The organism is Streptomyces rimosus subsp. rimosus (assembly GCF_000720725.1).
GTDB lineage: Bacteria > Actinomycetota > Actinomycetes > Streptomycetales > Streptomycetaceae > Streptomyces > Streptomyces rimosus_A.
The window spans coordinates 35,293-59,681 of record NZ_JOCQ01000032.1; the positions used below are offsets into that span (position 1 = coordinate 35,293).

General features: G+C 70.9%; 23 protein-coding genes, 1 tRNA gene and 1 pseudogene. 10 read left to right on the forward strand and 15 right to left on the reverse strand.

The features are described from left to right. Positions 1-6: 6 nt before the first annotated feature. Positions 7-759, reverse strand: coding sequence for a CTP synthase C-terminal region-related (seleno)protein (locus tag IH45_RS0118245; RefSeq protein ID WP_030668909.1), 753 nt, complete (start codon positions 757-759; stop codon positions 7-9). Between the two features lie 97 nt (positions 760-856). Here IH45_RS0118245 and IH45_RS0118250 point away from each other — a divergent pair, with 97 nt between their 5' ends. Further along, a complete protein-coding gene (locus IH45_RS0118250) occupies positions 857-1,738 on the forward strand; it encodes a LysR family transcriptional regulator (protein ID WP_030668912.1) in 882 nt (293 codons plus the stop codon). Positions 1,739-1,813: 75 nt separating this feature from the next. Here the strand turns inward: IH45_RS0118250 and IH45_RS0118255 are convergent. The 9 genes from IH45_RS0118255 to IH45_RS0118295 all read right to left on the reverse strand — a co-directional run bounded on the left by IH45_RS0118255 (position 1,814) and on the right by IH45_RS0118295 (position 11,291). Further along, a tRNA-Arg gene (locus IH45_RS0118255) sits at positions 1,814-1,886 on the reverse strand. 186 nt (positions 1,887-2,072) lie between these two features. Beyond that, on the reverse strand, positions 2,073-3,674 hold the full coding sequence (locus tag IH45_RS0118260; protein ID WP_078897641.1) for a SulP family inorganic anion transporter: 1,602 nt from the start codon (positions 3,672-3,674) through the stop codon (positions 2,073-2,075). 17 nt (positions 3,675-3,691) lie between these two features. Next, on the reverse strand, positions 3,692-4,294 hold the full coding sequence (locus IH45_RS0118265) for a carbonic anhydrase (protein WP_030668917.1): 603 nt from the start codon (positions 4,292-4,294) through the stop codon (positions 3,692-3,694). A 134-nt stretch (positions 4,295-4,428) separates the two neighbouring features. Continuing rightward, positions 4,429-4,932 (reverse strand): hypothetical protein, encoded by a 504-nt coding sequence (locus IH45_RS0118270; RefSeq protein ID WP_030668920.1) that lies wholly within the window; start codon positions 4,930-4,932, stop codon positions 4,429-4,431. 467 nt (positions 4,933-5,399) lie between these two features. Further along, positions 5,400-6,953: an MFS transporter gene (locus IH45_RS0118275; protein ID WP_030668923.1), complete on the reverse strand. Its 1,554-nt coding sequence runs from the start codon at positions 6,951-6,953 to the stop codon at positions 5,400-5,402. A 49-nt stretch (positions 6,954-7,002) separates the two neighbouring features. Then, positions 7,003-7,551 (reverse strand): glycine-rich domain-containing protein, encoded by a 549-nt coding sequence (locus IH45_RS0118280; protein WP_050514960.1) that lies wholly within the window; start codon positions 7,549-7,551, stop codon positions 7,003-7,005. Positions 7,552-7,664: 113 nt separating this feature from the next. Next, on the reverse strand, positions 7,665-8,999 hold the full coding sequence (locus tag IH45_RS0118285; RefSeq protein WP_030668929.1) for a phenylacetate--CoA ligase family protein: 1,335 nt from the start codon (positions 8,997-8,999) through the stop codon (positions 7,665-7,667). A gap of 263 nt (positions 9,000-9,262) precedes the next feature. Next, positions 9,263-9,424: a hypothetical protein gene (locus IH45_RS1000000149350; RefSeq protein ID WP_199810685.1), complete on the reverse strand. Its 162-nt coding sequence runs from the start codon at positions 9,422-9,424 to the stop codon at positions 9,263-9,265. Positions 9,425-10,166: 742 nt separating this feature from the next. Further along, the gene (locus IH45_RS0118295; RefSeq protein ID WP_030668932.1) at positions 10,167-11,291 is read right to left on the reverse strand and encodes a ScbA/BarX family gamma-butyrolactone biosynthesis protein; all 1,125 of its coding nucleotides are present in this window, start codon (positions 11,289-11,291) and stop codon (positions 10,167-10,169) included. Positions 11,292-11,505: 214 nt separating this feature from the next. Between IH45_RS0118295 and IH45_RS0118300 the strand changes: the two genes are divergently transcribed. Further along, positions 11,506-12,120, forward strand: a complete 615-nt coding sequence (locus IH45_RS0118300) for a ScbR family autoregulator-binding transcription factor (RefSeq protein WP_032917771.1) — start codon at positions 11,506-11,508, stop codon at positions 12,118-12,120. Between the two features lie 216 nt (positions 12,121-12,336). Then, positions 12,337-13,593 (forward strand): NAD-dependent epimerase/dehydratase family protein, encoded by a 1,257-nt coding sequence (locus IH45_RS0118305; RefSeq protein WP_234440581.1) that lies wholly within the window; start codon positions 12,337-12,339, stop codon positions 13,591-13,593. Between the two features lie 124 nt (positions 13,594-13,717). Here IH45_RS0118305 and IH45_RS0118310 read toward each other — a convergent pair whose 3' ends face one another. Beyond that, entirely contained in the window at positions 13,718-15,175 is a 1,458-nt protein-coding gene (locus tag IH45_RS0118310; RefSeq protein WP_050514961.1) for a transposase, read from the reverse strand. Between the two features lie 507 nt (positions 15,176-15,682). Between IH45_RS0118310 and IH45_RS1000000145290 the strand changes: the two genes are divergently transcribed. Both IH45_RS1000000145290 and IH45_RS0118320 read left to right on the forward strand, forming a co-directional pair. Then, a complete protein-coding gene (locus IH45_RS1000000145290) occupies positions 15,683-16,348 on the forward strand; it encodes a TetR/AcrR family transcriptional regulator (RefSeq protein WP_050514962.1) in 666 nt (221 codons plus the stop codon). Positions 16,349-16,431: 83 nt separating this feature from the next. After that, positions 16,432-17,391: a phosphotransferase gene (locus tag IH45_RS0118320; RefSeq protein WP_234440582.1), complete on the forward strand. Its 960-nt coding sequence runs from the start codon at positions 16,432-16,434 to the stop codon at positions 17,389-17,391. A gap of 129 nt (positions 17,392-17,520) precedes the next feature. Here the strand turns inward: IH45_RS0118320 and IH45_RS0118325 are convergent, their stop codons facing one another. Then, positions 17,521-18,666 carry an FAD-dependent oxidoreductase gene (locus IH45_RS0118325; RefSeq protein ID WP_030668947.1) on the reverse strand — a complete coding sequence of 382 codons (1,146 nt, stop codon included), beginning with the start codon at positions 18,664-18,666 and terminating at the stop codon, positions 17,521-17,523. Positions 18,667-18,910: 244 nt separating this feature from the next. Here IH45_RS0118325 and IH45_RS0118330 point away from each other — a divergent pair, with 244 nt between their 5' ends. Next, entirely contained in the window at positions 18,911-20,215 is a 1,305-nt protein-coding gene (locus tag IH45_RS0118330) for an IS701 family transposase (protein WP_463607454.1), read from the forward strand. Between the two features lie 31 nt (positions 20,216-20,246). Here IH45_RS0118330 and IH45_RS0118335 read toward each other — a convergent pair whose 3' ends face one another. Together IH45_RS0118335 and IH45_RS1000000149355 are read right to left on the reverse strand one after the other, a co-directional pair. Continuing rightward, a complete protein-coding gene (locus tag IH45_RS0118335) occupies positions 20,247-20,597 on the reverse strand; it encodes a hypothetical protein (protein ID WP_030668952.1) in 351 nt (116 codons plus the stop codon). Continuing rightward, positions 20,594-20,767 (reverse strand): small hydrophobic membrane protein, encoded by a 174-nt coding sequence (locus IH45_RS1000000149355; protein ID WP_030668955.1) that lies wholly within the window; start codon positions 20,765-20,767, stop codon positions 20,594-20,596. The genes IH45_RS0118335 and IH45_RS1000000149355 overlap by 4 nt, the downstream gene beginning before the upstream one ends. A gap of 98 nt (positions 20,768-20,865) precedes the next feature. Here IH45_RS1000000149355 and IH45_RS0118345 point away from each other — a divergent pair, with 98 nt between their 5' ends. The 3 genes and pseudogenes from IH45_RS0118345 to IH45_RS1000000146605 all read left to right on the forward strand — a co-directional run. Continuing rightward, positions 20,866-21,516 carry a TetR family transcriptional regulator gene (locus IH45_RS0118345; protein WP_030668959.1) on the forward strand — a complete coding sequence of 217 codons (651 nt, stop codon included), beginning with the start codon at positions 20,866-20,868 and terminating at the stop codon, positions 21,514-21,516. Positions 21,517-21,634: 118 nt separating this feature from the next. Continuing rightward, complete coding sequence (locus IH45_RS0118350) at positions 21,635-22,447, forward strand: helix-turn-helix domain-containing protein (RefSeq protein ID WP_050514964.1); 813 nt, start codon at positions 21,635-21,637, stop codon at positions 22,445-22,447. After that, a pseudogene (locus IH45_RS1000000146605) lies at positions 22,444-22,557 on the forward strand (DUF397 domain-containing protein); the annotation flags it as partial. The gene IH45_RS0118350 and the pseudogene IH45_RS1000000146605, both read left to right, overlap by 4 nt. Here IH45_RS1000000146605 and IH45_RS1000000149965 read toward each other — a convergent pair. Then, positions 22,529-23,239 carry a rhomboid-like protein gene (locus IH45_RS1000000149965; RefSeq protein ID WP_030668966.1) on the reverse strand — a complete coding sequence of 237 codons (711 nt, stop codon included), beginning with the start codon at positions 23,237-23,239 and terminating at the stop codon, positions 22,529-22,531. The pseudogene IH45_RS1000000146605 and the gene IH45_RS1000000149965 sit on opposite strands and share 29 nt — an antisense overlap. 265 nt (positions 23,240-23,504) lie before the next feature. Here IH45_RS1000000149965 and IH45_RS0118360 point away from each other — a divergent pair, with 265 nt between their 5' ends. After that, complete coding sequence (locus IH45_RS0118360; protein ID WP_030668969.1) at positions 23,505-24,173, forward strand: TetR/AcrR family transcriptional regulator; 669 nt, start codon at positions 23,505-23,507, stop codon at positions 24,171-24,173. Positions 24,174-24,389: the final 216 nt, after the last annotated feature.

Genomic DNA, 24,389 nt, shown 5'->3' on the forward strand with positions numbered 1-24,389 from the left:
GCGCGGTCAATCGCGACGGTCCGCGGCATGCGCGACGGCCGCCCTGGCCAGCCCCGCGATCAGCGGATGCGCCCGTCCGCCGTCGCCACCTCGCCCGTCGCCGTCTCGTCCGCTGCCCTCACCGTCCAGTTCGGGCTGAAAGAGGGTGGCCAAGAAGAAGGGGTGATCGCGCAGTTCGGCGATACGGACATCCCCGGCCTCATCGGTGCCGCTGAAGACCAGTCCATGCTCACGCAAGACGCCGAGGTACCGCGCATTGGGACCGTAGTTGCAGTGGTATCTCGCTTGCGTACGGCCCGCACCGATCAGCTCCGCCGCCCGCGATCCGGGAGCGATGTCGACGAGGCCCTCATGACCGACGAGCGAGCAGGCCATCGCCACGACCACGGCTTCTTCGGCAGCGATACCCGGCTCGTTCTCGGCATGCCCGGCACGGTCCAAGCCGCACACATTCCGAGCGAACTCCAGCAGCATGTGCTGAAAGCCCCCACAGGTGCCCAGAAAGGGAATGCCTCCCTCGCGTGCAGCCCGTATCGCCGCCACCACCCCGGCCTCACTACGGTACGGACTCCCCGGCACCACCCAAACCGCGTCGAACCCCTCCACCCCCTGCCCTGCATCCTCACTGCGCACCCAGTACGCATCCAGATCCAGCCCCTCCCGCACCCGCAACGCGTCGAGCAGACCAGGAATGCGGACGTGGGACCGAACAGCCGCGGAACGATCCCCAACCAAAGCGATACGAGCGGTATATGCCATGCCGAGGATCATCCATCCGCGTCCCGAATCACGTCCAACAATGATGTCTGCACCGTCCATAAGGCCTACTGATGCCGATCGATGATGCTTGTTGTCCATGGACCCCCACCTCCTGCGCACCTTCGTCGCCGTCCTCGACCACCGCTCGTTCTCCGCCGCCGCCTCGGCCCTCGGCTACACCCAGTCCGCCGTTTCCCAGCACATCGCCGCCCTCGAAACCGATCTCGGTACCCGCCTGCTGGAACGCCGCCCCGTAGCCCCCACACCGGCCGGCGAACGCCTGCTGGAACACGCCCCCGCCCTGCTCCTACGCCTCGACGCCGCCCGCGCCGACATCACCCGCCTCCACAACCCCCACCCCACCCAACTGACGCTCGCCTGCGCGCCGGCATCCTTCACCCCCAAAGTGGCGAGGGCACTGACCGACCTGCGAGCGAAAACCCACCCCCTGAATCTCCGGCTACGCACAATGGCCCGTGACGCAGTTATCGAAGACGTACTCACCGGCAAATCCGATATCGGCCTCATCGACGGCGCAGCCGCCCCCAGCGACCCTCTTCCCGTACCCGACCTAGGCCCGGCAACCACCTACCCCATAGCCGAAGAGCCTCTGGCCGTGCTGTTCCCACACGACCACCCCCTGGCAATGCGCCACTCTCTGAACCTGGCCGACCTGTCCCAAGCCCACTGGATCGACGCCCCCGACACCGCCATCCCCTTGGGCCGCCTACGCGCCATAACCCAAACCGATGGCTTCCGCCCCCGCCTCCACCACCACGGAAGCGACCTCCACACCCTCACCACCCTGATCGCGGCTGGTCACGGCCTGGCCGCACTCCCGCTATCCCTGTCCTCCGCCCCCAACACCACCCCGGTCCCGATAACCCACCCTCGCCTGACCCACCGAACCGAACTGATCCACCCCACCACCCCGACCGCCCCCGCCCGCGCGCTGGCGTCGCTGCTGACCAGCCCATAGCCTGCCCGCTATGCCTGAAACGAAAAGAAGGGCCGGCACGGGAGGAATTTCCTCCTGAGCCGACCCTTCGCGCTGTGCCCCCGGCAGGATTCGAACCTGCGACACCCGCTTTAGGAGAGCGGTGCTCTATCCCCTGAGCTACGGAGGCGGGGCGTGGCCGGCGCCCCGTGGGGCGCGGACGGGCTGCTGGTGGGCAGCTTTGGACAGGGTAGCGGATGTGGGGGCGGGGGTGGGGACGGGCCGGGGCCCGAAGGCTTTGGGGCCTTCGGGCCCCTGGAGGGAGCGGAGCCGGGCGGAACCTGGCGGACCGCCCCCTGATCAGCAGGCGGCCGGCTTAAGGCGCGTGCGCCGGGTTATCAGGAGTCGGGGAGTTGGTCGTGGTCTTGCTGCGCTGGGTTTCCCAGCTGGTCAGGGCTGTGGCGCAGGCGTGGTCGAGGTGGCGTAGGCCGGTGAGGTCGAGGGTGACGCGGCGGTTGTGGGGGAGGGACTCCAGCTGGTCGAGGAGTTTGGGGAGGCGGAGGAAGGTGGCGTTGCCCAGGGCGCGTACCTGGATGGGGTCGGTGGACGGGGCGTCCAGGCCGGAGATCTCCAGGTGGACGTGCGAGGTCTCCCAGGCGGTCTTGGCAATGGCCAGCAGGAGGCCGATCAGCACACCCTCGAACATGTTGGTCACGACGATCGCGATGGCGGTCGCCGCGAGGATCACGGCCTCGCCGCGGTGCTCACGCCAGAGGGGCCTGAAGTCCCGCAGCGGGAGGAGTTTCCAGCCTGCGTGGACCAGTACGCCTGCCAGGGCGGCCACGGGGATGATGCCCAGCGCCGCCGGGAACGCCGCCGCGAAGATCAGCAGCCAGGCGCCGTGCATCACGCGGGACGCCTTCGTACGGGCCCCGGCCTGGACGTTCGCGGAGCTGCGTACGATCACCGCGGTCATCGGCAGGGCGCCGAGGATGCCGCAGACGGTGTTGCCCGCGCCCTGGGCCATCAGCTCCTTGTCGTACTGCGTACGGGGGCCGTCGTGCAGCCGGTCCACGGCCGCCGCGCTGAACAGCGACTCGGCGGACGCGATCAGCGCGAAGGCGAGGATGGTGCCGATCGCGCCGACCCCTGCGAGCTGGGCGAAGTCCGAGCCTCCGGGCGGCTGGATGGAGGAGAGCAGCCCGGTGACCTCGACTCGCGCTATGGGCAGGTCGAGGGCGAAGACGGCGAGCGTGGCCAGGGCCACGGCCGCGAGCGGGGCCGGCAGGACGCGGGCCGCGGGCTTCCAGCGCGGCCACAGCACCAGTACGGCGATGGTGCCCGCGCCGACGGCGAACGCGGTCAGCGCCGCGCCCGACCCGGCAGTACCGGTGACCAGGCGGGGCAGGCCGCCGAGGTTGGCGAGGCCGCTGCCGGGCGCCTTGGCGTCGGTGAGGGCGTACAGCTGGCCGGCGATCAGTACGAGGCCGATGCCCGCGAGCATGCCCTGGACGACGGCCACGGAGATCGCGCGGAACCAGCTGCCGAGGCGCAGGGCGCCCATCGCGACCTGGAGGAGGCCCGCCACGAGGACGAGCGCCCCCAGGGTGCCGAGCCCGAACTGCTGCACCGCCTCGTACACGAGGACGGTCAGTCCGGCCGCCGGGCCACTGACCTGGAGGCTGCTGCCCGGCAGGAAGCCCGTGAGCAGGCCGCCGACGATGCCCGTGATGAGGCCGAGTTCGGCGGGGACGCCGGAGGCGACGGCCACGCCGACGCACAGCGGCAGGGCCACCAGGAAGACGACGACGGAGGCCGTGAAGTCCGCGCGGAGGAAGGGCCAGCGGGGGGAAGGGGAGGGGGAGGCGGGAGAGGGAGAGACTGGAGAGGGGGGAGAGGGTGGTTGGGGAGTGGGGGTGGAGGAGTTGGCGGCGGGGCGGGGGCCCGTGGTCGCGCCCGAGGTCGATTTCGGTGTCATGGGGAGCGCCTTCGCCGTCAGAGGGGGAGGAAGGTGTCGGTGGTGGGCCGGTGCGCGGAGACGAGGCCGGTGTGGACCTCGTAGTACCAGCCGTGCAGGGCCACCTCGCCCGCGTCGACGCGCTCGCGTACACACGGGTACTCGCGCAGCCGCGCCAGCTGTTCGGTGACGTGCTGCTGGACCGCGGTCGCCACTGTCGGCGCCTCGTCCCTGGGCAGTTCGCCGGAGACCTGCTCGGTGAGCCAGGCGCGTACGTCGGGGGCGCCGGCGAGGTCCTCGCGGCGCGCCATGGCGCCGACCGCCCCGCAGTGCGAGTGGCCGCACACCACGATGTCCGCGACGCGCAGCACCCGCATCGCGTACTCGATCGTCGCGGCCTCCGCGCTGGCCGGCATGCCCGGACGGTGCGGAGGTACGGCGTTGCCCGCCGTACGGAGTTCGAAGAGCTCGCCCGGCAGGGCCCCGGTGATCAGGGACGGGATGATCCGTGAGTCGGAGCAGGTGATGAACAGGGCGAGCGGCGACTGGCCGTCGGCGAGCCGCCGGTAGGTCTCACGCTCCTCGTGTACGGCCGCGATGCGGGCGTTGAAGGAGCGGGCGTGTTCGATGAAGGTTTCCACGAGGGAATGTCTCCTGCTGGTCGGTTAAGTGGTGCCATGAAGGTGTCGCGGTGCCGCGGATGTTCCGTGGCGCCACTGAGGGCATGGCAGAACCCGTTCGACTGGTGCGGAGCAGGAAGCCCCAGCGGTGCGCCTCAGCAGCGGAAGACGCAGTGCAGACAGTGCAGGGCTGGACGGGTGGAGACACCTGGTCTTGAGGTGGTGAGCGTGGCGGCGGCGCCGAGGCGCGCGGGCGACAGGGGGCCGGCCGGGTAGGGCCGGGCCGTACGGAGGTACGGCGGGGTCGGGCGGCGGTACGGGCACGGCGCGCCCTGCGCGGTCCGCGTGCAGCGGCGCGCGTGGTTGCGGTCCTTCTCCTTCTCCCGCCCGGGGTCGCGCTCGTTGTCGCGCCGGTACTGGATGCCCGTGGTGCGGGGCTTGGTCGCCGGGGACAGCTCGGTCGGCGTCCCGTGCGCGCCCGGGGGAGCCGCCGGGGTGGGGTCAGGGGCCGGGTCGGGAGTGTGGGCGGGGCCGTGGGCGTGGTCGGGCCCGTGGGCATGGGCGTGAGCGAGGGTCGGTGTGGTGCCGGGGGCCGGGAGGAACGGGGTCTTGCCGCCCTTGGCCGCTGCCGTACCCGAGAAGAGCAGGGTCAGGACCACGGCGAGGACGCCGAGGAGGGGGAGGGGGCGGAGGGAACTGAGGGGACTGGGGGAGATGGGGGAGCTGAGGGGGCGGGTGCTTGACGGCTGGTTGCCGTAGCCGTACGCCGGGGCTCCTCCGTCCCGTCGGCCGGCACGCGCGCCACTGCGGGGTCGCCTGGCGGGGGCGGTGCGCATACGCGCCCGGGCCCCGTGCCGGGGGGCAGTTGGTGTACGTGCAGGCGTGCGGCCGGGGTCGCGGTCCGGCGTGCGTACCGGCGTGTGTACGGGTGTGCCTACCGGCGTACGTACCGGCGTATGGGCTGCGGCGCGCGCCACCGTAAGGACCGGGGCCGGGCCGGGGACTGGGACTGGGGCCGGGGCCGGGGTACGACGGGGCGGCGTATATCCCGCTCCCGCTACCGTCCCCGGCGGGCTGTGCGGCCGCGGGAACCAGGAGAAGCGACCGCGGTCGCCGGTCACGCCGTTCATGTCCGCTCCCCGGAGGTCGCGGAAACGGCGGGCGAGCTCGGTGCGGCGGCGGATGCCGTACGGGCTTCGCCCTTCGACCGCCTGGTGAGCGCCAGCACCGGTACGAGACCGAGCGCCACCAGCCCGCCGGCCAGCGCCAGCGTCGAGTACCCGCCGGTGGCCACGACCAGCCCCGACGCCATGCCGCCCGTGGCGCCCGCGACGGCTATCCCCACGTCGACCAGGCCCTGCGTCGAGGCTCGGGTGGCCAGCGGCACGGCGTCGGTGACGATGGCGGTGCCGCTCACCAGGCCGAAGTTCCAGCCGACGCCGAGCAGTACGAGTGCGGTGGCCAGCGCCGGTACGGAGTGCGCCGGTGCCAGCGCGGCCAGGGCGCCGGCGGCGAGCAGCACGATGCCGGAGGCCGCCGCGACCCGCTGCCGGCCGATCCGGTCCACGAGGAGGCCGGTGAGCGGTGACGGCAGGTACATCGCCGCCACGTGCAGGGCTATGACGAGCCCGGCGGTCTCGGTCGGGTGGCCGTGCGCCCGCATGTGGACGGGCGTCATCGTCATGATCGCGATCATGACCAGCTGGGTGAGGGTCATGACGGCGGCGCCGGAGATGATGCCGCGGATGTTCGTGGGGGCGGCAGAGTTGGCGGTCTTCTCGGCGGCTTCCTTGGAGGCATCCTCGGTGGCCTCCGTGAGGGCCTCCTCGGGGGCGCGTTCGCTTCCGCCCCGGCCCGTGCCCGTGCCCGTACCAGTGCCCGTGCCCGTACCCGTGCCCGTACCTGCGCCTGCGGCCGCCGCCCTCGGCTCCCCCTCAGCCCCTGCCTTTGCCTCAGCCCCTGCCTTCGCCTCAGCCTCCGCCGCACGAGCCCGCGCCAGCCGCAGCGGGTCCGGGCGCAGGAACGCCCCCAGCACCACCGCCGCGGCCGCGTACGCGACCACCGCCAGCAGGAACGGTCCGGCCAGGCGCGGAACGCCCCAGCCGTGCGCGAGGTCGCCCGTGACGCCGACCAGGTTCGGGCCGACCACGGCGCCGAGCGTCGTGGCGAACAGTACGAGGCTCACCGCGCGCCCCCGGCGCGCGGGAGAGGCCAGGTCGGCGCCCGCGTACCGGGCCATCAGGGTCGTCGCCGTACCCGCCCCGTACACGAGGAGGGACAGGAACAGCAGCCACACGTTGGCGACGGCGGCGGCGATGACGACGCCGAGGCTGCCGAAACCGGCCGTGGCGTACCCCAGGGTGAGCCCCGGGCGCCGCCCCCAGCGCTGGCAGACGCGGCCGATCCCCACGGCGCCGAGCGCGGCACCGCCCGTGAACAGGGCCGCAGGCAGACCGGCCAGGCCGGTGGAGCCGAGCATTTCCTCGGCGAGCAGCGCGCCCACCGTGATGCCCGCGGCCAGCCCCGCGCCGCTGAGCGTCTGCGAGAGGGCGAGCACGGCCAGCACACGCCGCTGCTCGGGGGGCTCGGTCACCCCCGCGGGCGTGCCGTCGTGCGGAGCGGGGTGCGGGCCATGGGGTGGTGTGGCGTGCGGGGCCGGTTCGCCGGGCCGAGCGCTCATGGGTCCGTGTCCTCGTGATCGGGAGGGGCGGGCTGCCCCGGAAGCGCCCTCAGGGCGCGCCGGCGGGCTGGAGTGCCGCGATGTCCCGCAGCGACATGTTCAGCTGGTCGTGCAGGAAGCGCACGATCGTCCAGTGCGGCAGCGCGCCCTCGTCGTAGGGGCCGAACTCCCGGACGTACAGCGGTATCCAGCGCAGGGCCTCCTCGATCGCCTGCTCGCGGCCGGGTTCCTGCTGGTAGTCCTCGTAGCCGATGCTGCGGTGCTCGATGAAGAACCGTCCCGGCAGCCGCTCCTCGCAGAACTGCCGGTATTCGCGCGTCTGCAGGATGAGGTAGTGCCAGATCTCGTCGATGTCCTGCTCGACGGGCAGGAAGAGGCCGCTCAGCTGCTCGCGGTGCCGGGATACGAGGTACAGGTACCGCAGGCATTCGACGACCTGCCGCTCCACGTACTCGGGCGTCGCGCCGCTCAGCGCCACGAAGTGCTGCACCACCTCGGCGTGCAGATTGTCGCCGAGCAGGGTCACGAGGTCGTCCGGGGTGATGCGGGGCGCATGGCCGGCGGGGGCCGGAAGCTGGTCCTGCGGGTGCGTGGTCATGGTTCTCCCGTGGGTTTTGCGTGTATCGCATGTACCGCGCCAATCGCATGTACCGCGCCTACCGCGGGTACTGCGTGAGGTCCGTAAGGCGGCGGGTGGATCCGTCCACCGGCTCAGTCCACCCCGTCCGCCATGCCCGCCCCGTCCGTCCCCCGATCGAGCCACGCGTACTTCCCCGACTTCCCGATCGGGATGTGCGCGCGGTGCTCGGCCCGGCACGTCATGCCGGTCAGCTGTTCCACCCCGGCGCTCAGCGCTGCCGCTTCCGGCGGGTCCAGAGGGGCGCCGTCGAACGTCGTGTACCGCAGCTCGGCCGTGGCCTCGCCGGGCCCGCCCCCGAGTACGCGCAGCTGGTGGACGAACACCCGGGACGAAACCCCGCTCACACAATCGTCCAGGTCGCCCTGCGCGACCGGCCCCCGGCCGTGCGCCGACGTGAGCAGTTCCTTCTCGCGGCCGCAGAACCGGACGATCTTCGTCGGGTCCGGTGTGCCGTCCAGCGTGCGCGCGCAGTCACCGGACCGGTAGCGGATCAACGGCATGTACGGGTTGCGCACGCTCGACACGATCATGCTGAAGATGCCGCTGCCCGGCGCCACCGGGACCAGCTCGACGCTCATCTTGTCGAGGTAGGGGTGGTACCGGCCGTTCCGGTCGCTGTAGTACAGGTAGCCCAGTTCGGTGCTGCCGAACAGGTCGATGACCGGGCAGTCGAAGTGCTCGTGCAGGAAGCGCCGTACGTTGACCGGCGTGTACTCGTAGGCGTGCACGATGCTCGCCGGCCTCGGGAACCGGTCCCACAGGCCCCAGACGGTGGCCTTCCGCACCAGGTGCGCCAGGTGGTAGCTGGAGCAGTCGAGGTGGTAGAGGCCGTCCGGGTGTGCCTGCTGGGCCGTACGGATCTCGGCGAGCATCCGTTCCACGTCCGCGCGGTCCCAATGGGCGGGGTCCAGCGTGAGGTTGACGTAGAAGGTGCGGTCGTCGAGCCGCCGGTCTTCCAGGGCCGGTGCGGGAGGCCGGCCTTCCGGGCCCGGTACGGGAGCGGGCGCGGTCCGTCCGTGCTTCTTCGCGTTGACGCGCGCCACGTGCTCCGTCGCCAACACGGTCGTCAGGGACACGCGTTGACAGCCCGCGTGCCAGGTGCCGGAGATGTCCGGGTGCTCACTCCACAGCCGGTAATAGGAGTTCAGCAGGAAGTACGGGGGCCGGATGATCTGCATCCGGGCGTGATTGGTGCCCGTGGAGAGTACGTACTCTGCCTTGCCGGTGGCGAGTGCGTCGGCCAGTTCCGGTGTCATCCAATTGTCCGGGAAACCCCGGGCGATCTCCGGTTTGTCGAGTATGGGGAAATGCCCCCGTTCTATCGACGCGCGGTAGATGGGTATGTCCCTTATCCGGTGCACGGTGTCGGCGGTCGGTTGTCCCGACCGGCTCGGCTGGCCATCCATGGTCACCCTCAGGTCTGTCGTGTGTGGCGGACGGGGAGTGATCGGTGTCGCGGCGTACGGAATGCGGGGTGCGGGACCTGCGTCGTGCCGGGAACGTCGCCGATTCGGGCGGCTGTTGTACGGGCGTGGCGTGGCGTTCGTTACGTGGCGTAGTGCGTCGTGGCGTGGTGCGTCGTGCCGTAAGGCGCCGTGAAGTGGCGGGGAGCCGGCCGGTGGTGTGCGGGCCGCCGACCGGTTCCCCGCCGGGAGGGCTCAGCGCCCGGTCAGGAAATACATCCCGTCTTGGGCGCGGCCGTGGTCGCGCTGATGCAGCCGGACTTCGTGGCGCTGATGCAGCCGTCCTTCCCGGCGTCGCGCGGCGAGTTCAGGGCGACCCACTCACGCCAGACGCCGTCCTGGGCCATCTTCTTGATCAGCTGTTCCATGTCCGTCGAGCCTCCGCAGGCAGGGGATGGTGGAAAACGGCGATGATCAGCCACGCGAGCCGCGCGGGTGCCGCTCCCTAGAACGTAAAAGAAAGACCAAGTGATCGTCAAAGGCTTGTCATGCCGGGATGGCTCAAACGCGGGCATGAGGGGGTGCTTTGGCTTGATCCTTCCTGTTGTGGCCATGGTTCGGCAGGGGTTTGTGGCTGATAGTGACCGTTCGTGGCCGGGAATGTGTGCTGGCATCGGGGGCAAGGTGGCCGATTGGTACAGCATGGGCATGCCAAACCGGCCGTTGGCCGGAACGGATTCCAGTGGCTGGTTTGCGACCAGGCGTCCGCGCGGTGAACCCTTGGTGGATTTCCCGAAGTCGCGCCGGGATGACGGTCAATGTGCGCCTGCCGGGCGAGCGCCGTGAACGTGTCCCGGAGGTACCCGGAACGCGGTGTGGGGAGGGCTGCGACAGCCCTCCCCACCACGCCCGCGCCCGTACGCGAATCCCCGCGCAATCACCGATCGCGGACCACGCAATCACCGGCGAACCGCCACGCAATCACCGGCGAGCCGCCGCGCAATCCCCTTGGCAGTTCCGGGCACCCCCGGCGCGGCCTTGCCCCCGGCCGCCACCGGAATTCACCCGGAGCCGGCCCACCGTTCCGTACGCACCTTCGTGAACGGCCCCACGCCCGCACCCGTCGGCGAACCCCCTGCGGCTCCCCTGTGCCCCCCTATGGCGTGACCTCTACGAATCCCCACCCGGCACGCTCTCCAGCGGCCGTGCCGTGACCCGCGCAGAGAACAGCTCATGCCCGTTCTGAAGCGCGGTGACGCGCGTGTGGATGAGGCCGGAGTCGTCGATCCACGGCGTATCCCCGGCCGGGACTTCGGCCCACGAATCCGCAGTACCGGCCTCTGCTTCCGCTCCTGCGTCCGGCTCCGGACCCGATTCCGGGCCCGATTCCGGTTCCGACTTCGTCATCTTTCCCGCCCCCGCTTCCGGGCGGCCGAGTACCGTCGCCTCTATCCAGCACGGTGCGTCCAATTCCGCGTACCGTGTGAAGACGGTGCTCAGGCCGACGGGTATGACCTCCATCGGGTGGAGCGCCGCGTGGACCGCCTGGTGGGCGGCCTCCAGCAGCAGCATGCCGGGGGCGTGGTCGACGGGGTGGTCGAAGATGACCGGGTGGGTGGTGTCCGTACGGAGCTGCCAGCGGTTGCGGGTGTCCGTGGGCGAGAGCATGACGCTCTCGAACTGCGCGCGGGCCACCCTGTGCGGCGCGACCGGCGGCGGCAGCGGTACCGCGCGGGCCATCGCTTCCCGGGCATCGCCGTATTCACCGCGCAGCCGGCGATAGATGGCCGGCGCGTGGCTGGTGAAACGTGCGACCGCGGTACCGAGGCGGACTCCGTTCCGGGTGGCCTCGACATCCATGGTCAAGGCACTCAGTGTGTCCTTGCGGCGTTTGATGTCGGAGCAGGCGATGCGTAGTTCGATCTCGGTGGGGGCAGTCTCGGTACGCAGTGCGTCAGGTTCCAGCGAATAAGTGAAGTGGTCCCAGATGAGTTGGTGTCCGAACGGCACGTTGTAAGCGAGATGTGAGAGCAGCGGAATGGTCTGCCGGATCGTCTCGACGAGCAGAAGCGGGTCGTGCAGCCGATTTCTTGAGGAGTAGAACGTATGGGCCCGCGGCCATTCCGCGGTCACGGTGTGGACATCCGGGGCCGTCTCCTGCCAACTGGTGAGCAGGACTTCGGACAATGCCGTCTTGTGCACATACTCCTTGGGCACGGTGGTGGTCAGCGTGCGCGGGGAAGGGCCGGCGGCAGCGGGTGCGGGAAACTTCGGAAGCTGGCCGGTGGTGCTCATGCGGGTATCCCCCTGAGGAGTGTCTGCAGGTCCGGTCCGTTGCGGCCCGTTGTGGTCAGCCGGGGCGCTCCGCCGGTCCGCTACGTTCCTGCACGGCCGCCGGGTGGCCAACGACGGCCGCTGTGCGGTCGGTTCGGTCAGCACAGCGTGAGAGCCTCGGCTTTCATAAAATAAATAGTATTCGTTTTGTTTGTCGAGGGAGCTGGTGCTGTCCATGCAGGAGCGTGCGGTCAGGACACGTGAGGTCATCCTCCGGGCGGCCGCCGAAGTGTTCGACGAGTTCGGGTTCAGCGGCGCCAGTATCAGCAAGATCATGAAGCGGGCCGGAGTGACACAGGGTGGGATGTACTTCCACTTTCCGTCAAAAGAGGCACTGGCCCAGGCCGTGATGGTCGAGCAGGGCGGCGGGCTGGACCTGCCACCCGGAGAGGACGGCCTCCAGCGCCTGATCGACATCACCCTGTATTTGGCCGAGGAATTGCAGACAAATCCCAAGCTGCGGGCGGGCGTCCGGCTTGCGGTGGAACAGGGCGAGTTCGGGGTGCAGGACGACTCCGCGTACCGCGCCTGGGCCGAGGAGTTCGGCGGCCAGCTGCGCGCCGCGCGCGAAAAGGGCGAACTGCTCCCCGAAGTGAACGTGGACGAGCTGGCCTGGGTCCTGGTCAGTGCCTACACCGGTACGCAGCTTTTCTCCCAGATCTCCTCCGGCCGTGCCGACCTGCACCAGCGCGTGGTCTCCCTCTGGCGCTATCTGCTGCCGGGCGTCGCCACCCCGCCCCTCAGGCCGCTGCTGACCTTCGCGGCGCGCCGGCGCCGGGCGGTGGCGTGAGCGCGCACAGGCCCGGAGAGCGAGGCGGCCTGTAGGGGGCGGTTCAGGACAAGCCCCCTGTAGGAGGCGGTGCAGGCCAGGCCCGCCGTAGGAGGCGGTGCAGGCCCGCTCAGGCGTGTACGAGACCATGGCGCGGAGCGGTTTCGACAGATGACGTGAAGCGGTTCCGGTGGCCGGAACGGTTCCGACAGCGCGTCAGGAAGCGAGTGCACGAGCGTGACGGCGAAGACGGAGAGCCAGGTCGGGACGGTGGGTCAGGCCGGGATGGTGGGTCAGGCCGGGACGGTGAGCCGGGCCGAGACGGAGAGCCGGGCCGAGGCCGGGGCCGACAGCAGCCCGGCGGCGCGCCCGTGGCGTGTGCTCGTCACCGGAGCGACCGGCTTCATCGGGTCGGCGGTCCTGCGCGAGCTTCTGCGCACGGAAGTCGATACGTCTCCGCAGTTCCCCCTGTCTACGGAACCGGTCTCTTCCTCGCAGTCCCAGCCCCTCCCGGCGACGGAACCGGGCTCCTCCCCGCGCCCCCTCCAGATCCTTGCCACATCGCGCAAGCCGCCCGCATCCCCTGACCACACCACCGCCCCCAACCTCGCCTGGCTCCAGGCCGACCTGTCCGACCCCGCCACCCTCCGCGGCATCTGCGGCGAAGGCGATGGCGGCGACGGCGGCGATGGCGGGGATGACGGCGATGGCGGCCGCGTCGACGTACTGCTCCACCTGGCCTCCGACATCGGCCGGGACGAGGAGCACTGCGAGCTGGTGAACGTCCGCGGCACCGCCGCGCTGGTCGACGAGGCCGTACGCGCCGGTGTCGGCCGTATCGTCCACCTCTCCACCGCCGCCGTGTACGGGGCGGGACCGCACTCAGGCCTGGACGTGGACGAGATCGCGCCCGAACCGGTCTCCGCCGCCAGCCGCACCCGTCTGGCCGCCGAGCAACTGGTGCTGGCGGCGGGCGGCACGGTGCTGCGCCCGGGCCTCGTGCTCGGCGCCGGTGACCGGTGGGTGGTGCCCGCGCTGGCCGAGCTGCTGAGCCGGGTGCCGGCACGCTGGGACGGGGGCCGCGGACTGCTCTCGGTCGTGGCGGTCGAGGACCTGGCCCGCCTCTTCGTACGGCTGGCCCTCAGCCCGTACGACATCCCCGGCGGCGTGCACCACGCCAGCCACCCCACCCCCGTGAGCAACGGGGACCTCATGGACACCCTCCTTGCCCACGCAGTCTTCCCCAACGCCCCGTACAGGGCCTCCGCCCTCCCCGGCCTCTCCTGGCCCGACTGCCTCCAGTGGCTCGAAGCCGCCCCCGGCCGGGTGAGCGAGCGGCAGTTCGCCCTTCTCGCCCGCGATCACTGGTACCGCAGCGACGAGGTGTGGACGGCGGCAGCCTGCGACCCGGGCCCCGGCCCGCTGGCACGCCTCGCGGAGGCGGCGGACTGGTACCGGGCCCACCTCCGCGCCCGCCTGCAAACGCATGCCTAGACCCGGGCGTACGGCGGGAACGCGCGAACGGATCGAACCTTCTCGAAGACCCGGCCCTCCGACCCGCCTGCCTACAGGGCCAGGACCTACAAGGCCAGGCCCTACAAGATCAGGCCCTACAACCTCAGGACACGAACCGCACCCGAGACAACGTCTGTTCGTCCTGCACCGCCGTCAGGGCACGATAGGCGTGTGCGGCGGACGACAGCGTCATGTGGTGGTGCCACCCCGGGAACGAGCGGCCCTCGAAGTCGTGCAGTCCGAAGTCCGTCTCCAGGGTGCGCAGGGTCGCCGCGGGCAGCTGGTGCAGCCGGGCCAGGCCGACGAGCTGGCCCATGCGGCGGTGCGCCATGTTGGTGAGCCAGATCCGGTTCGGCCGGGCGGCGGTCTGCCCCGGCTCCGCGAAGGCGCGGTAGGTGTGGTGCGAGCCCTGGATGCGTACGGGCGTGGGCGCGGTCTGCAGGAGCCGCGGGCGTGCGCCCGGGTCGCCGGGCGCGCCGGGGGCGGCCGGGGTGGCCAGTGCGGTGGCGGACGGTACGGCGATGACGAAGTCGCGCCCCTGCCGGGCCAGCGCCTCGATGAGCCGTACGGAGTCGGAGTACTCGCTCAGGTCGGCGACGACGGGCGCCGGCGCGGAGCAGGTACGGGCGGCCTGCGCCTCCACCAGGTCCAGGGCGTGCACCCACATCGGGCGCGGGTTGGCCGCCTCCGCGGCGGGGATGCGGTTGCGGCGCAGCAGGTCCGGGTCACCGGCCCACTGCGGCGGCAGGAACAGCCGCCAGTCGACGGAGACGGCCGCGCTGCCGCCGCAGTCGGCGGCCGAGGCGACGCTCGCCGTCGAGGCGGCGGGTGGCGCTGCCGCGTCGCCCACCGGGAAGAACATGCCCATGGCAAGTTGGCAGCTGACGGTGCGTCCCGCGCGGGCGCAGAAGCGGCGGTGCACGCCGACGGAGTGGCCGCCGCGCTTGGGGATCACCGCCGGGGCGAGGATCCACGCCCGGGCCGGGCCGGTGGCCTCCGCCCGGCGGGCGATCTCGCGCCGTACGGGGTTCCAGTCCCAGGGGCTGGCGTTGAGGAACTGGTGCAGCGACTGCGAGGCGGTCGGCGAGTCGGACACCGCGGCGGCCAGCCGGCGTACGGACTTCTTGCCCTCGGTGGTCAGCAGGCCCAGCAGGTACGCGTGCGCCCAGCGGCGCTGATCGGTACGCGGCAGGTGGCCGAAAAGGTCGTCCGCGAAGGCGTCGAACGACCCCGGCGCGTCGGCGGAGACGCTCGCGGAACCGGTGGCGGCGGCCGGGGCCGCGGCGGGGGCATCGGCGGTGCCGCTCCGGCGGGCGCTTCCGGTTCGGCCGGTGGTGGCGGTCCGGCCGGTGGTTGCGGTGGTGGCGGACCGGGTGGCCCGGCCCGGTCGTACGGCGCGGCCGGTGCCGCCGGGGAAGGCGTCGGCCGCGACACCGGAGCGATCATGCGCACCGGACTTGTCGGTCGCGCCGACGGCTGCAAAGGGGTGGCCGGAAGGGAGGGTGGCGGACAGGGATCGTGCGGGTGTGCGGGTGGCCGGCTGCGCGGTTTCTGTCGTCATGTGTTCGTTCCCTCCCGTGGTCATCCCGTGAATCGGGCGCCGACCCGCAAAGAATAAAGAACGATCGTTTTTTTTGCGAGCCCACGAGGTCCGGGGCTGTTTCCGTCATACCCGGAACCGGCTCGGGAGGCTGTTGAGCGACGCTCGGACGACTGTGGAGACGGGCATGCGCGTACCCCCGGGGAGGGGCGCGGCAGCGGTCCGGCGGCGGGGCGAGCCCGTCCGTACGCGCGGCCACGGACCGTATACGGCCCGCGGAGGGAGCCGCCGGGGAAGCCGCCCCGGCGCCGCGCCCCGATTCCGCTTCGCCGCCGGCACCGGCCCGGCGCCCGCCCGGCCCCGCAACCGCTTCAAGAGCACCCCTGCGGGCCCCCGGTTCCCATACTGATCAAGTCTCCGCCAACTGCCCCCGTCGCCGTGCGGCCCGCCGAATTTCGGCCCTAGCATGGGCGGTTGGATGTCACCGGTACGGCGCTGGCAACCGAGGGCGATCACCGAGGCGGGACAATGGCGCGACAGGACCGAGCTGAGCGGACGCGCCGGGCCCTGCTGCGGGCGGCCGCCGACGAGATCGCCGAGAAGGGGTACGCGGGCGCCTCGCTGGCCCGTGTCAGCACCGCCGCCGAGGTGACGATCGGCGGCCTGACCTTCCACTTCGCCTCGAAAGCCGCGCTCGCGGAGGCGGTCCGGGATTCCGGTTGCGCCCTGACGCGCAGCGCGCTGGCGACGCTGTTGTCGGCGGGCGCGTGCCCCAAGCCCGGCCCGCACGGCGAGTTACGACGGGTCGTCACCTTCACGCGCACGCTCGCGCGCCTCCTCGAAGAGGAGCCGACCGTACGGGCCGCCGCCCGCCTCGCCTGGGACTTCCCGGGCGACGGCAACACCTGGTACGCGATGTGGCTGCCGTGGCTCGGCGATCTCGTCGACCGGGCGCGCGCGGACATCGCCGGCTGGACGACCTCGGAGGCGGTCACCGCGACGGCGCTGTCCGTGGTGACCGGTGCGGAGTTCGCGGCCCGGATCGGTGTATCGCGCGGGGCCACGGCCGGGCTGTCGCCGTGGGAGCACGTGGACCGGGTGTGGGGGCTGCTGCTGGGGGCCCGTACGCCGCTGTTGGTGGGTGGCGACGCGGTGACGGCTGCGCCGTCGGGGATGGTGTCGGGAGTGCCGTAGCGATCAAAGCGGCAGCGATCAAAGCGCAGCCGTAGCGATCAAATCCGTCGCGGCCGTCAGCCCGGCGTGGGACCATCGGCGGCATGCCCGGATTGCCGGCGTTCATGACGCCCGACCAGCTTGCGGCCCGTACGTCACGCGCCCGGGACGCCGCTGTCGGCGCAGGCCGTGACCTGGGGCTCACGGTCACCGACGCGAAGATCCTCCACGATGTGTTCTCCGTCGTCGTCCACCTCGCCCCCTCGCCCGTGGTGGTCCGGGTCCCGACCGTCCTGCCGCCGTACGCCACCCCCGACAGCCAGGCGGCGCGTCAGCGGGTGGAGCTGGATGTGGTGGCCTGGCTCGCGGAACAGGGGGTTCCGGTGGTGCCGCCGAGCCCGCTCGTGCCCCGTGAGCCCGTACAGCGCGACGGTTTCTCCATGACGTTCTGGCAGTTCGTCGAGCAGGACGGGACCGGCGAGCCTGACTACGTGCGCAACTCCGGCCTGGTCGCCGACCTGCACGCCGCGCTGCGTGCCTACCCGGGCGAGCTGCCGTTCCTGGGGGCCGCCGAGCCCCGGTTCGTCACCGACGGGCTCGCCGCCCTCGAAGGGCACACCGACCTCATCGAGCCGGCCGACCTCGACCGCGCACGGCGCGAGTGGGCCGTCCTGGAGCCCGCCTTCAGCTCGCGCGCCGCGTTCGAGGCGGCGTTCCCCGGCGTCGGCTTCCAGCCGGTCCACGGGGACGCGCCCGCCGTCAACATCGTCACCACGACGGGCGGCACGCTGTACTCCGACTTCGAGCTGGCCACGCTCGGACCCGTTGAATGGGACATGGCAGCCCACGGTCCCGAGTGCGAGGCCGCGTACAACGACGCCGCGCGGCGCCTGGGCCTCCGGGAGCTGGACGAACGCGCCATGCGTGCCGTCAACGCCGTGGGAATGCTGCGGGTGGTGGCGTGCCTCGCGTTCGTACCGGAACTGCCCCTGCTCGCGGATGGCCTGAAGCCGGCGATCGAGCAGTGGCGGGCCATGCCGTTTGCCGGGGGCCTGGAGGGCTGACGTCGTGCCGATGTCTACCGACGTCTAACGGGCCCGGGTTCGGGTCCTGGCCCTGGGGCCGGCCTCGGAGGCGGCCTCGGGGGCGGCCTCGGGGGCCGGCCTTAGAGATGGCCTCGGGAGCCGGCCTCCCTAGGACCGGCCCCGGTCGTGTTCGGCGAACATGGCGATCAGGCTGTGGGGCGCGTTGTCGCCGTACATCAACTCGTGGAGTTCGGAGCCCCCGGTGGCGGCCCTGGCGCTACGGGGGAACATGGCCTGCTCGTACTCGGTGAGCGCGGCCTCGGTGTCGTCGGGGCGCGCGGCGAGGGCCTGGGCGAGTTCGGCGCCGTCGAGCATGGCCAGGTTGGCGCCGCCTTCACCGCTCGGGAGCGCGAGGTGGGCGGCGTCGCCGATCAGGGTCACCCCCGGTACGCGGCCCCACCGGTGTTCGAGCGGCAGCGTGTTGAGGGGGCGCAGGACGGGGGTGGTGTCGGCGTCGGTGATCAGCGCGGTCAGCTCGGGTGCCCAGCCGTCGAATTCGCGCGCGATCCGTGCGGTGGCCGCCGCGGCATCGGTGAAGTGGATCGCAGCGAACCAGTCCTGGGGCCTGGCCAGCGATACGTAGATGTGGAGGGTCCCGCCCTTTTCCCGGTGGGCCAGGATGCCCTTGCCCGGTGCGAGGGCGAGCAGTGATCCGCCGCCGACCGTGGTCACGGCGGCCGGGTGCCGGGTGTCGGCATCGAGCAGGTAGGTCTCGACGACCGACGCGCCGGTGTACTCGGGTGTGGCGGTGGACAGCAGCGGCCGGACCCGTGACCAGGCGCCGTCCGCGCCGACCAGCAGGGACGTTTCGACGGTGCTGCCGTCGGCGAACGTGACCTCGTGGCGGCCCTCGCCGAGGGCACGGGTACGGCTGACCTTGTACCCCCACCGGACGGTTTCCGCCGGGAGCGAGTCGAGCAGGACCTGCCGCAGTTCGCCGCGCTGCACCTCGGGACGTCCGCCCGTGCCGTCGTCGGGCCGGTCGTGCAGGACGTCGCCGTCGCGGCCGAGGACCCGCAGCGACTGGCGGCCCTCCAAAACGAGGCCACGGAACTCGTCCAGCAGATCGGCTGCCTTGAGGGCGAGCTGTCCGTTGTCGTCGTGGATGTCGAGCATTCCGCCCTGAGAGCGAGCGGTGGGGGAGGCCTCCGCCTCGTAGACCGTGGCCGGTATGCCGTGTACGTGCAGGACGCGGGCGAGCGTCAGGCCGCCGAGGCCGGCGCCGATGATCGTTACGTGTGTGGGTGTGGTCATGGTGGAAAGGTGACAAGCTGCGCTGACGGGCTGCCGACAAGCGCCGACGACTGCCGACAACGGGCCGACAGAGGGCCGGGCTTCGGGCCCCTGTCGGGGGCCGCGCCCCCTGGTTTCGTGCCGCTCCGGAACTTTGTGAAGTAGTCCGCGATCCGCCCACCGGCTCAAGAAACATAGCGAACGTTCTTTATTGTCGAGCTGTCGCCCGCCTGCCAACCTCTCCCCGGGGGCCAGTCCCTTGTCCGTGCCCACAGCCCGCCGCACCGCCGTTCCGCCGCCTCTCCCCGGGCGGCCGACCAGCACACAGGAGGCGTGGATCGAGGATCTGTGCAGACAGCTTTTCGTGTCCTTCACCAGGGCGGACCACCACCTCAAGGGTGAGCAGTACGTACGCGGGCTGCTCACCGCCCCCGGCCGCAAGTCCATCCGCAACATCGCCCGCACCCTGGAGGACACCGGCGCGGCCCAGCGCCTGCACCACTTCATCTGCAACGCCCCGTGGAACTGGCGCGCCGTCCGCGAGGCCCTGTCGGAGTACCTGGTGCGGCATGCCCGGCCGCGTTCCTGGGTGGTCCGCCCGATGCTCATCCCCAAGTCCGGTACGAACTCGGTCGGCGTCCACCGTCGCTTCGTCCCCGCCACCGGGCAACTGGTCAACGGGCAGCTGGCATACGGCCTCTGGTACGCGGGCCGGTCCCTCGTCGCCCCCGTCGACTGGCGCCTGCACCTGCCCTCACCGGACCCCGGATCGTTCGTCCTCAGCGACGAGGGCGTCGCGCGGGTCCTCTCCCTCGCGCGGCGGTCCGCCTGCCCGGACACGGAGGAGCTGCCCCCGGTGGTCTGGGACAGCCAGATGCACCACGCCGCCGACGTGCTGGGCGCGCTGGCGCCGCTCGGCCTGCCCGTCATGGCCCGTACGCCCGGTTCCCTGCCGCTCCACCTGGTGGACCGTTACGGCCGGCCGTCCCACCGCGGCGCCCTCACCGCGCAGCGCGTCCTCGCCGCTCCGGAACGTTTCGGCCTGCCCGTGCACAACGTCGCCCCCGGTGTACGGGCCGTTCTGGCCCGCGTCGCCCCCGCGCGGACCGGGGAGGGCGGAAACGGCGGCGAACTGCTGCTCTATGCCCAGCGGTACGAGGGCCTTGAGGCGTACGACGGGCAAGGTGCGGGTGACTACGACGGGCGCGGGACGGGTGTCCGCGCGGACTTCTGGCTGACGACGCCCACCCGGAAGGCCCCGGCCGAACTGCACCTGCTCACCCGGACCGCCGCGCACGTGGCCCGCGACAGTGTCCGTACGGGGGGCCGTACGGGGCTGCGCGACTTCGAGGGGCGGTCGTACGACGGCTGGCACCGCCACATGACGCTGGCCTCGGTCGCGTACGTGGTCCAGTCGCTCACCGCGCTCGACGCCGTACGGTCGGCCCGCGAGGCGCAGCGGTCCCGCACGCCCGCGCCCGCCTACGAGCCCGCGTACGCGCCTGTGCCGCACGCCCCGCACGGGCCCGGCCGGCGCGCATGCGAACTGCCCCTCACCCTCGTGGGGTGACGGGCAGCCGCGCAGACCGGTTACGGGCCGGTCAGCCGCCGAACGTCCAGCTCAGCGAGCCGTCGGCGGTGGCCAGCGTGGCCAGGATGATCAGGTCGGCGGCGCCGAGGGCCATGCCGAGCATGGCGCGGGCGCGCCGGGTGGTGTGGCGTGCCAGGGCCAGCGCACCGAGTACGAGGGCGCAGGGGCCGAGGATCACGTTGGCGACCAGGGTGCCGACGAGGCCGAGCACGAACGCGGCCACGGCCATGCCGTCGGCCTGCCCGAAGGGCGTTTTGCCCTGCGCGGGCTTCGGGTCGGCGGACGATTCGGTGTCGGTCTTGGCCTCGGTCTTGGTCTCGGGCTTTGTGTCGTGCTTGCTGCCGGTGATGAGGGTGGTCATCGGGACGCTCCCTCGCTGTGGGTGGTGTGGTGGCGGCGCTCGCGAATGGTGAAGACGAGCAGCCAGCAACCGATGGCCGCTGCCGCGATGATCGTGACGGGGACCGGGAGATGTGCCGCGGTACCCACCACAATCCCCAGCAGGAGGAGGGCTGCGACAAGGAAGAGCATGATCTGCCTTTCCGATTCGGAGGACAGTTGTTCACTCAGTACCTGGGTTCCCAGTGTAGGGGTGGAGAAACTCAGAGAACGGTTGTTTACTGGATGACATGAGTCACAGTGAGACCGTCGGAGTCCGCCAGGCCCAGAAGCAGCGCACCCGGCAGGCCCTGCTCGACGCGGCACTGGGCCTGCTGGAGGAACAGAGCCTGAGCAGCATGGGGTTGCGCGAGGTGACCCGCGCGGTCGGCGTCGCGCCCACGGCCTTCTACCGGCACTTCCGTGATCTGGGGGAGCTCGGAGTCGCCCTGGTCCAGGAGTCGTTGGCCAGCCTGCACGCGACGGTGCGGGCGGTCCTGGCGGAGCAGGCCGGCGCGGAGGAGCGGATCGACCACACGGTGGCGGTCGTTGAGCGGTACGTACGGGAACACCCCGCGCACGTCCGGTTCATCGCGCGCGAACGGCACGGTGGCGTACGGGCCGTACGCCAGGCCATAGCAGGCGAGCTGGACCGCTTCGCCACGGAGGTTGCGGCGGCGCTCAAGGTGCAGCCGGTGTCGGTTGGTTGGAGCGACGAAGACGTCCGGATGCTGGCCGAGTTGTATGTGGACCGGCTCGTGATGACGGCCTCGGCGTTCCTGGACGTGAGTGACGGGGAGGGCGAGGACTCGGAGCGGTGGCGGGCGGTCGCTCGAACTGCGCGTAGGCAGCTGCGTCTTATCAGCGTGGGGCGTCGGCATTGGCATGATGCCGTTTCCTGATCGGTGTTTGGCCGTCGCTGATCAATTGGTGGCGTAGCTAAGTCATTTGGCTCAATTGTCAGTGGGTGGGTCTAGCGTTTGCCGTGTCAGGACTACGCGAGTAGCGGAGGCGGGAGCGATGACGGTCGGCAATTCCGAACCACCGATGGCGTGGCGGTACTGCGGCAATCAAATCAAGCTCTGGCGCACACATGCGCAGGTGAGCCGGGAGGAGTTGGCCAAGGAGGTCGGATACTCGGCGGAGTACGTGAAGTCGATGGAGCAAGGGAGGCGAAAGCCGACCAATCTGCTCCTACTCGTAGCCGACCAAGTGTGCCGGGCACAGGGGATGCTGCTGGCGGCGGAGGAGTATCTACAGCCCGAAAAGTTCGCCTCGTATTCGGCGGATTACATGCTGTACGAGGTCGACGCGATTGCCCTGCGGTTCTACCAGGCTCTGCTGGTGCCAGGTCTGCTCCAGACCGAGGCGTACGCACGGAGTCTCATCGTCGGGCATTGGCCGCCGCTGGATGACGCGACGATCGAGAAGCGCATCAAGTCGCGTATCGAACGTCAGTCGTTGCTGGACAAGACGACCACGGCGTTCAGCTTCGTGATCAGCGAGGGGGTGCTCACGAACCCCATCGCGAGCGAGGAGGAGCACAAGGAGCAGTTGCTCCGGATTCTGGAGTGCGGGGAACGGCGCAACGTGGACATCCAAGTCCTGCTGGCTGGCAAGCGGGCCAATCCAGCTCTGGCCGGTCCGTTCGTCCTGCTGGAGACTGCAGAGCACGAGCAGCTCGTCTACCAGGAGGGCCAACTCGGCTCGGCTCTGAGCAACGATGCGGAGCGCGTGAGCACCATCAGCCAGCGATGGGCCAAGCTCGTCCAGCTCGCGCTTGACCCGATGGAGACGGCTCGGTTCATCAAGGAGTTGGTCGAGAAGCTATGAGCGGACGCTTGGTGTGGTTTAAGTCGAGCTACAGCAGTACTGACGGCGGCGAATGCGTAGAGATATCCACCGCCCCGGACGCTATTCACGTCCGGGATTCGAAGCACCCACGCGGCCCCCAGATCGCCTTCGGGGCCGCCGCCTGGACCACATTCCTCGCGTACGCGCGCGACCGTTCGGCGTGAGGGGGTAACACGCCAGCCCCAGCAGCGCAGCCGACAGGTGGCCGATGTCGGTGAAGGTGAGGTTGTCGAAGAGGGGGATCGCGTAGAAGACGAGGACGCCTGCGGCGTAGACGTAGCGGAGGGGGTGCCAGGGGAGGCGGTACGTCAGGACGGCGATGACGCCGGCCAGTGCGTAGCTGACGCCGACGTCCAGCGTGTTGACGGCGGAGTGCGGCGCCGCGTCCGTGTGGATGGCGAGGGCGAGGACGCCTTCACTCAGATACGTGGCGCCGATATGGGCTACGCCCATGACCGCCAGCCAGCGGCGGGTGCCGAGCCAGCGTTCGGCGGGGACGTGGAAGATGTTGAAGAGGATGAAGTAGAGGGGCCAGCCGCCGCCGTCGAGCCAGAGGGCGCTGGTAAGCAGTACCCGGCCGGGTGAGAACAGCAGGTTGTGGATGTTGGTGGAGCGGCGTTGCAGGACGTGCTCCAGGGTGTCGGGCGTCAGGTGGTGCACGATCACCGACGTGCCGAAGAGGATCGCGAGCCAGATGAACGTGCCGGGGGCTCGGCGTACGTAAGACCAGACCGCGCGGGCCAGGGCGGCCGGGCGGAGCGAATCCCTCATGGCGCATGTATACGCCACGGTGCGCGACGCGCCGTATCGGGTGAGGGTCGTACGGCGCGTGTGGCGCAGAACACAGGAATGGCTGAAATAACCGGGGACGCCCTCCCCGTTTAACCGGGTGTCCGACTGAAGCGGGGGATCACTCCCCGCTTACCGGACCACCGCCTTCCGGGCCCGCCCCGGATACGCGACCCGGATGCGCGACTCGGATACGAAGCGACGCGCCGAAGAAGAGACGCGACGAAGACGAAAGGAACGTGCCGACATGACCGCCACCCGGTCCCGCACCCGCGCCCCCGGCGCATGCGCGGCGACGCCCCCGCACCGGCTGCGGGCGGACGCGCTGCGCAACCGGGAGCGGATCATCGGGGCGGCGCGTGAAGCGATGGTCGAGTTCGGGGCGGAGATCCCGCTCGATGAAATCGCTCGACGCGCCGGGGTCGGCAATGCGACGCTCTACCGTCACTTCCCGGATCGCCTGGATTTGATCCACCACGTCACGCTCTCCGTCATGGACCGCACCGCGGACAAGGCGGAGACCGCGCTCACCGAGGAGCCCGACGCCTTCCAGGCGTTGCGGCGTTTCGTGTTCGCGGCGGTCGAGGAGCGGATCGGGGCCCTGTGCCCGCTGCTCTCGGACGGCGTCGACAAGGACCACCCTGATCTGCTCGCAGCGCGCGGGCGCCTGGAGGGGGCCGTCGAGGCCCTGATGGGTGCCGCGCGCGACAGCGGCCAGCTGCGTACCGACATCGCCGTCGGTGACCTGATGGTCGCGCTGACTCAACTTACGCGCCCGCTGCCTGGAAGCGGGTGTACGGACTTCGACCGGTTCGTGTACCGGCACCTGCTGCTGTTCCTCGACGGACTGCGGGCGCCGGCGCGCTCTGAACTGCCCGGTTGCGCGGCCACGCTGGAGGACCTCCGGCACGGCTAGGGGACCACACGGGGGAAACGGAGAAACACGGGGGAACTCGGGGAACCACGGGGGAACACGGGGGATCGAGACCCGGCCGGGGCGGCCCGGCGGGGGCATTGACGCTGATCACGGGATGACGGAAGGCCGCTGCACGACTCCGGCCCACCCGGCCGGAAATCGCTGCCATCCGATCGCCGCCCGATCGCCATCCGATCGCCGCCCGATCACCGGCTT

Bases quoted from the DNA above. Each gene is read 5' to 3' on its own strand.
- IH45_RS0118280 (WP_050514960.1), bottom strand. From the start codon at position 7,551: ATGACCACGCACCCGCAGGACCAGCTTCCGGCCCCCGCCGGCCATGCG.
- IH45_RS0118300 (WP_032917771.1), top strand. From the start codon at position 11,506: ATGCAGGAGCGTGCGGTCAGGACACGTGAGGTCATCCTCCGGGCGGCC.
- IH45_RS0118295 (WP_030668932.1), bottom strand. From the start codon at position 11,291: ATGAGCACCACCGGCCAGCTTCCGAAGTTTCCCGCACCCGCTGCCGCC.
- IH45_RS0118350 (WP_050514964.1), top strand. From the start codon at position 21,635: ATGACGGTCGGCAATTCCGAACCACCGATGGCGTGGCGGTACTGCGGC.
- IH45_RS1000000145290 (WP_050514962.1), top strand. From the start codon at position 15,683: ATGGCGCGACAGGACCGAGCTGAGCGGACGCGCCGGGCCCTGCTGCGG.
- IH45_RS0118320 (WP_234440582.1), top strand. From the start codon at position 16,432: ATGCCCGGATTGCCGGCGTTCATGACGCCCGACCAGCTTGCGGCCCGT.
- IH45_RS0118325 (WP_030668947.1), bottom strand. From the start codon at position 18,666: ATGACCACACCCACACACGTAACGATCATCGGCGCCGGCCTCGGCGGC.
- IH45_RS1000000149355 (WP_030668955.1), bottom strand. From the start codon at position 20,767: ATGCTCTTCCTTGTCGCAGCCCTCCTCCTGCTGGGGATTGTGGTGGGT.
- IH45_RS0118310 (WP_050514961.1), bottom strand. From the start codon at position 15,175: ATGACGACAGAAACCGCGCAGCCGGCCACCCGCACACCCGCACGATCC.
- IH45_RS0118250 (WP_030668912.1), top strand. From the start codon at position 857: ATGGACCCCCACCTCCTGCGCACCTTCGTCGCCGTCCTCGACCACCGC.
- IH45_RS0118275 (WP_030668923.1), bottom strand. From the start codon at position 6,953: ATGAGCGCTCGGCCCGGCGAACCGGCCCCGCACGCCACACCACCCCAT.
- IH45_RS0118245 (WP_030668909.1), bottom strand. From the start codon at position 759: ATGGCATATACCGCTCGTATCGCTTTGGTTGGGGATCGTTCCGCGGCT.
- IH45_RS0118335 (WP_030668952.1), bottom strand. From the start codon at position 20,597: ATGACCACCCTCATCACCGGCAGCAAGCACGACACAAAGCCCGAGACC.
- IH45_RS0118285 (WP_030668929.1), bottom strand. From the start codon at position 8,999: ATGGATGGCCAGCCGAGCCGGTCGGGACAACCGACCGCCGACACCGTG.
- IH45_RS0118345 (WP_030668959.1), top strand. From the start codon at position 20,866: ATGAGTCACAGTGAGACCGTCGGAGTCCGCCAGGCCCAGAAGCAGCGC.
- IH45_RS0118260 (WP_078897641.1), bottom strand. From the start codon at position 3,674: ATGACACCGAAATCGACCTCGGGCGCGACCACGGGCCCCCGCCCCGCC.
- IH45_RS0118360 (WP_030668969.1), top strand. From the start codon at position 23,505: ATGACCGCCACCCGGTCCCGCACCCGCGCCCCCGGCGCATGCGCGGCG.
- IH45_RS1000000149965 (WP_030668966.1), bottom strand. From the start codon at position 23,239: ATGAGGGATTCGCTCCGCCCGGCCGCCCTGGCCCGCGCGGTCTGGTCT.
- IH45_RS1000000149350 (WP_199810685.1), bottom strand. From the start codon at position 9,424: ATGGAACAGCTGATCAAGAAGATGGCCCAGGACGGCGTCTGGCGTGAG.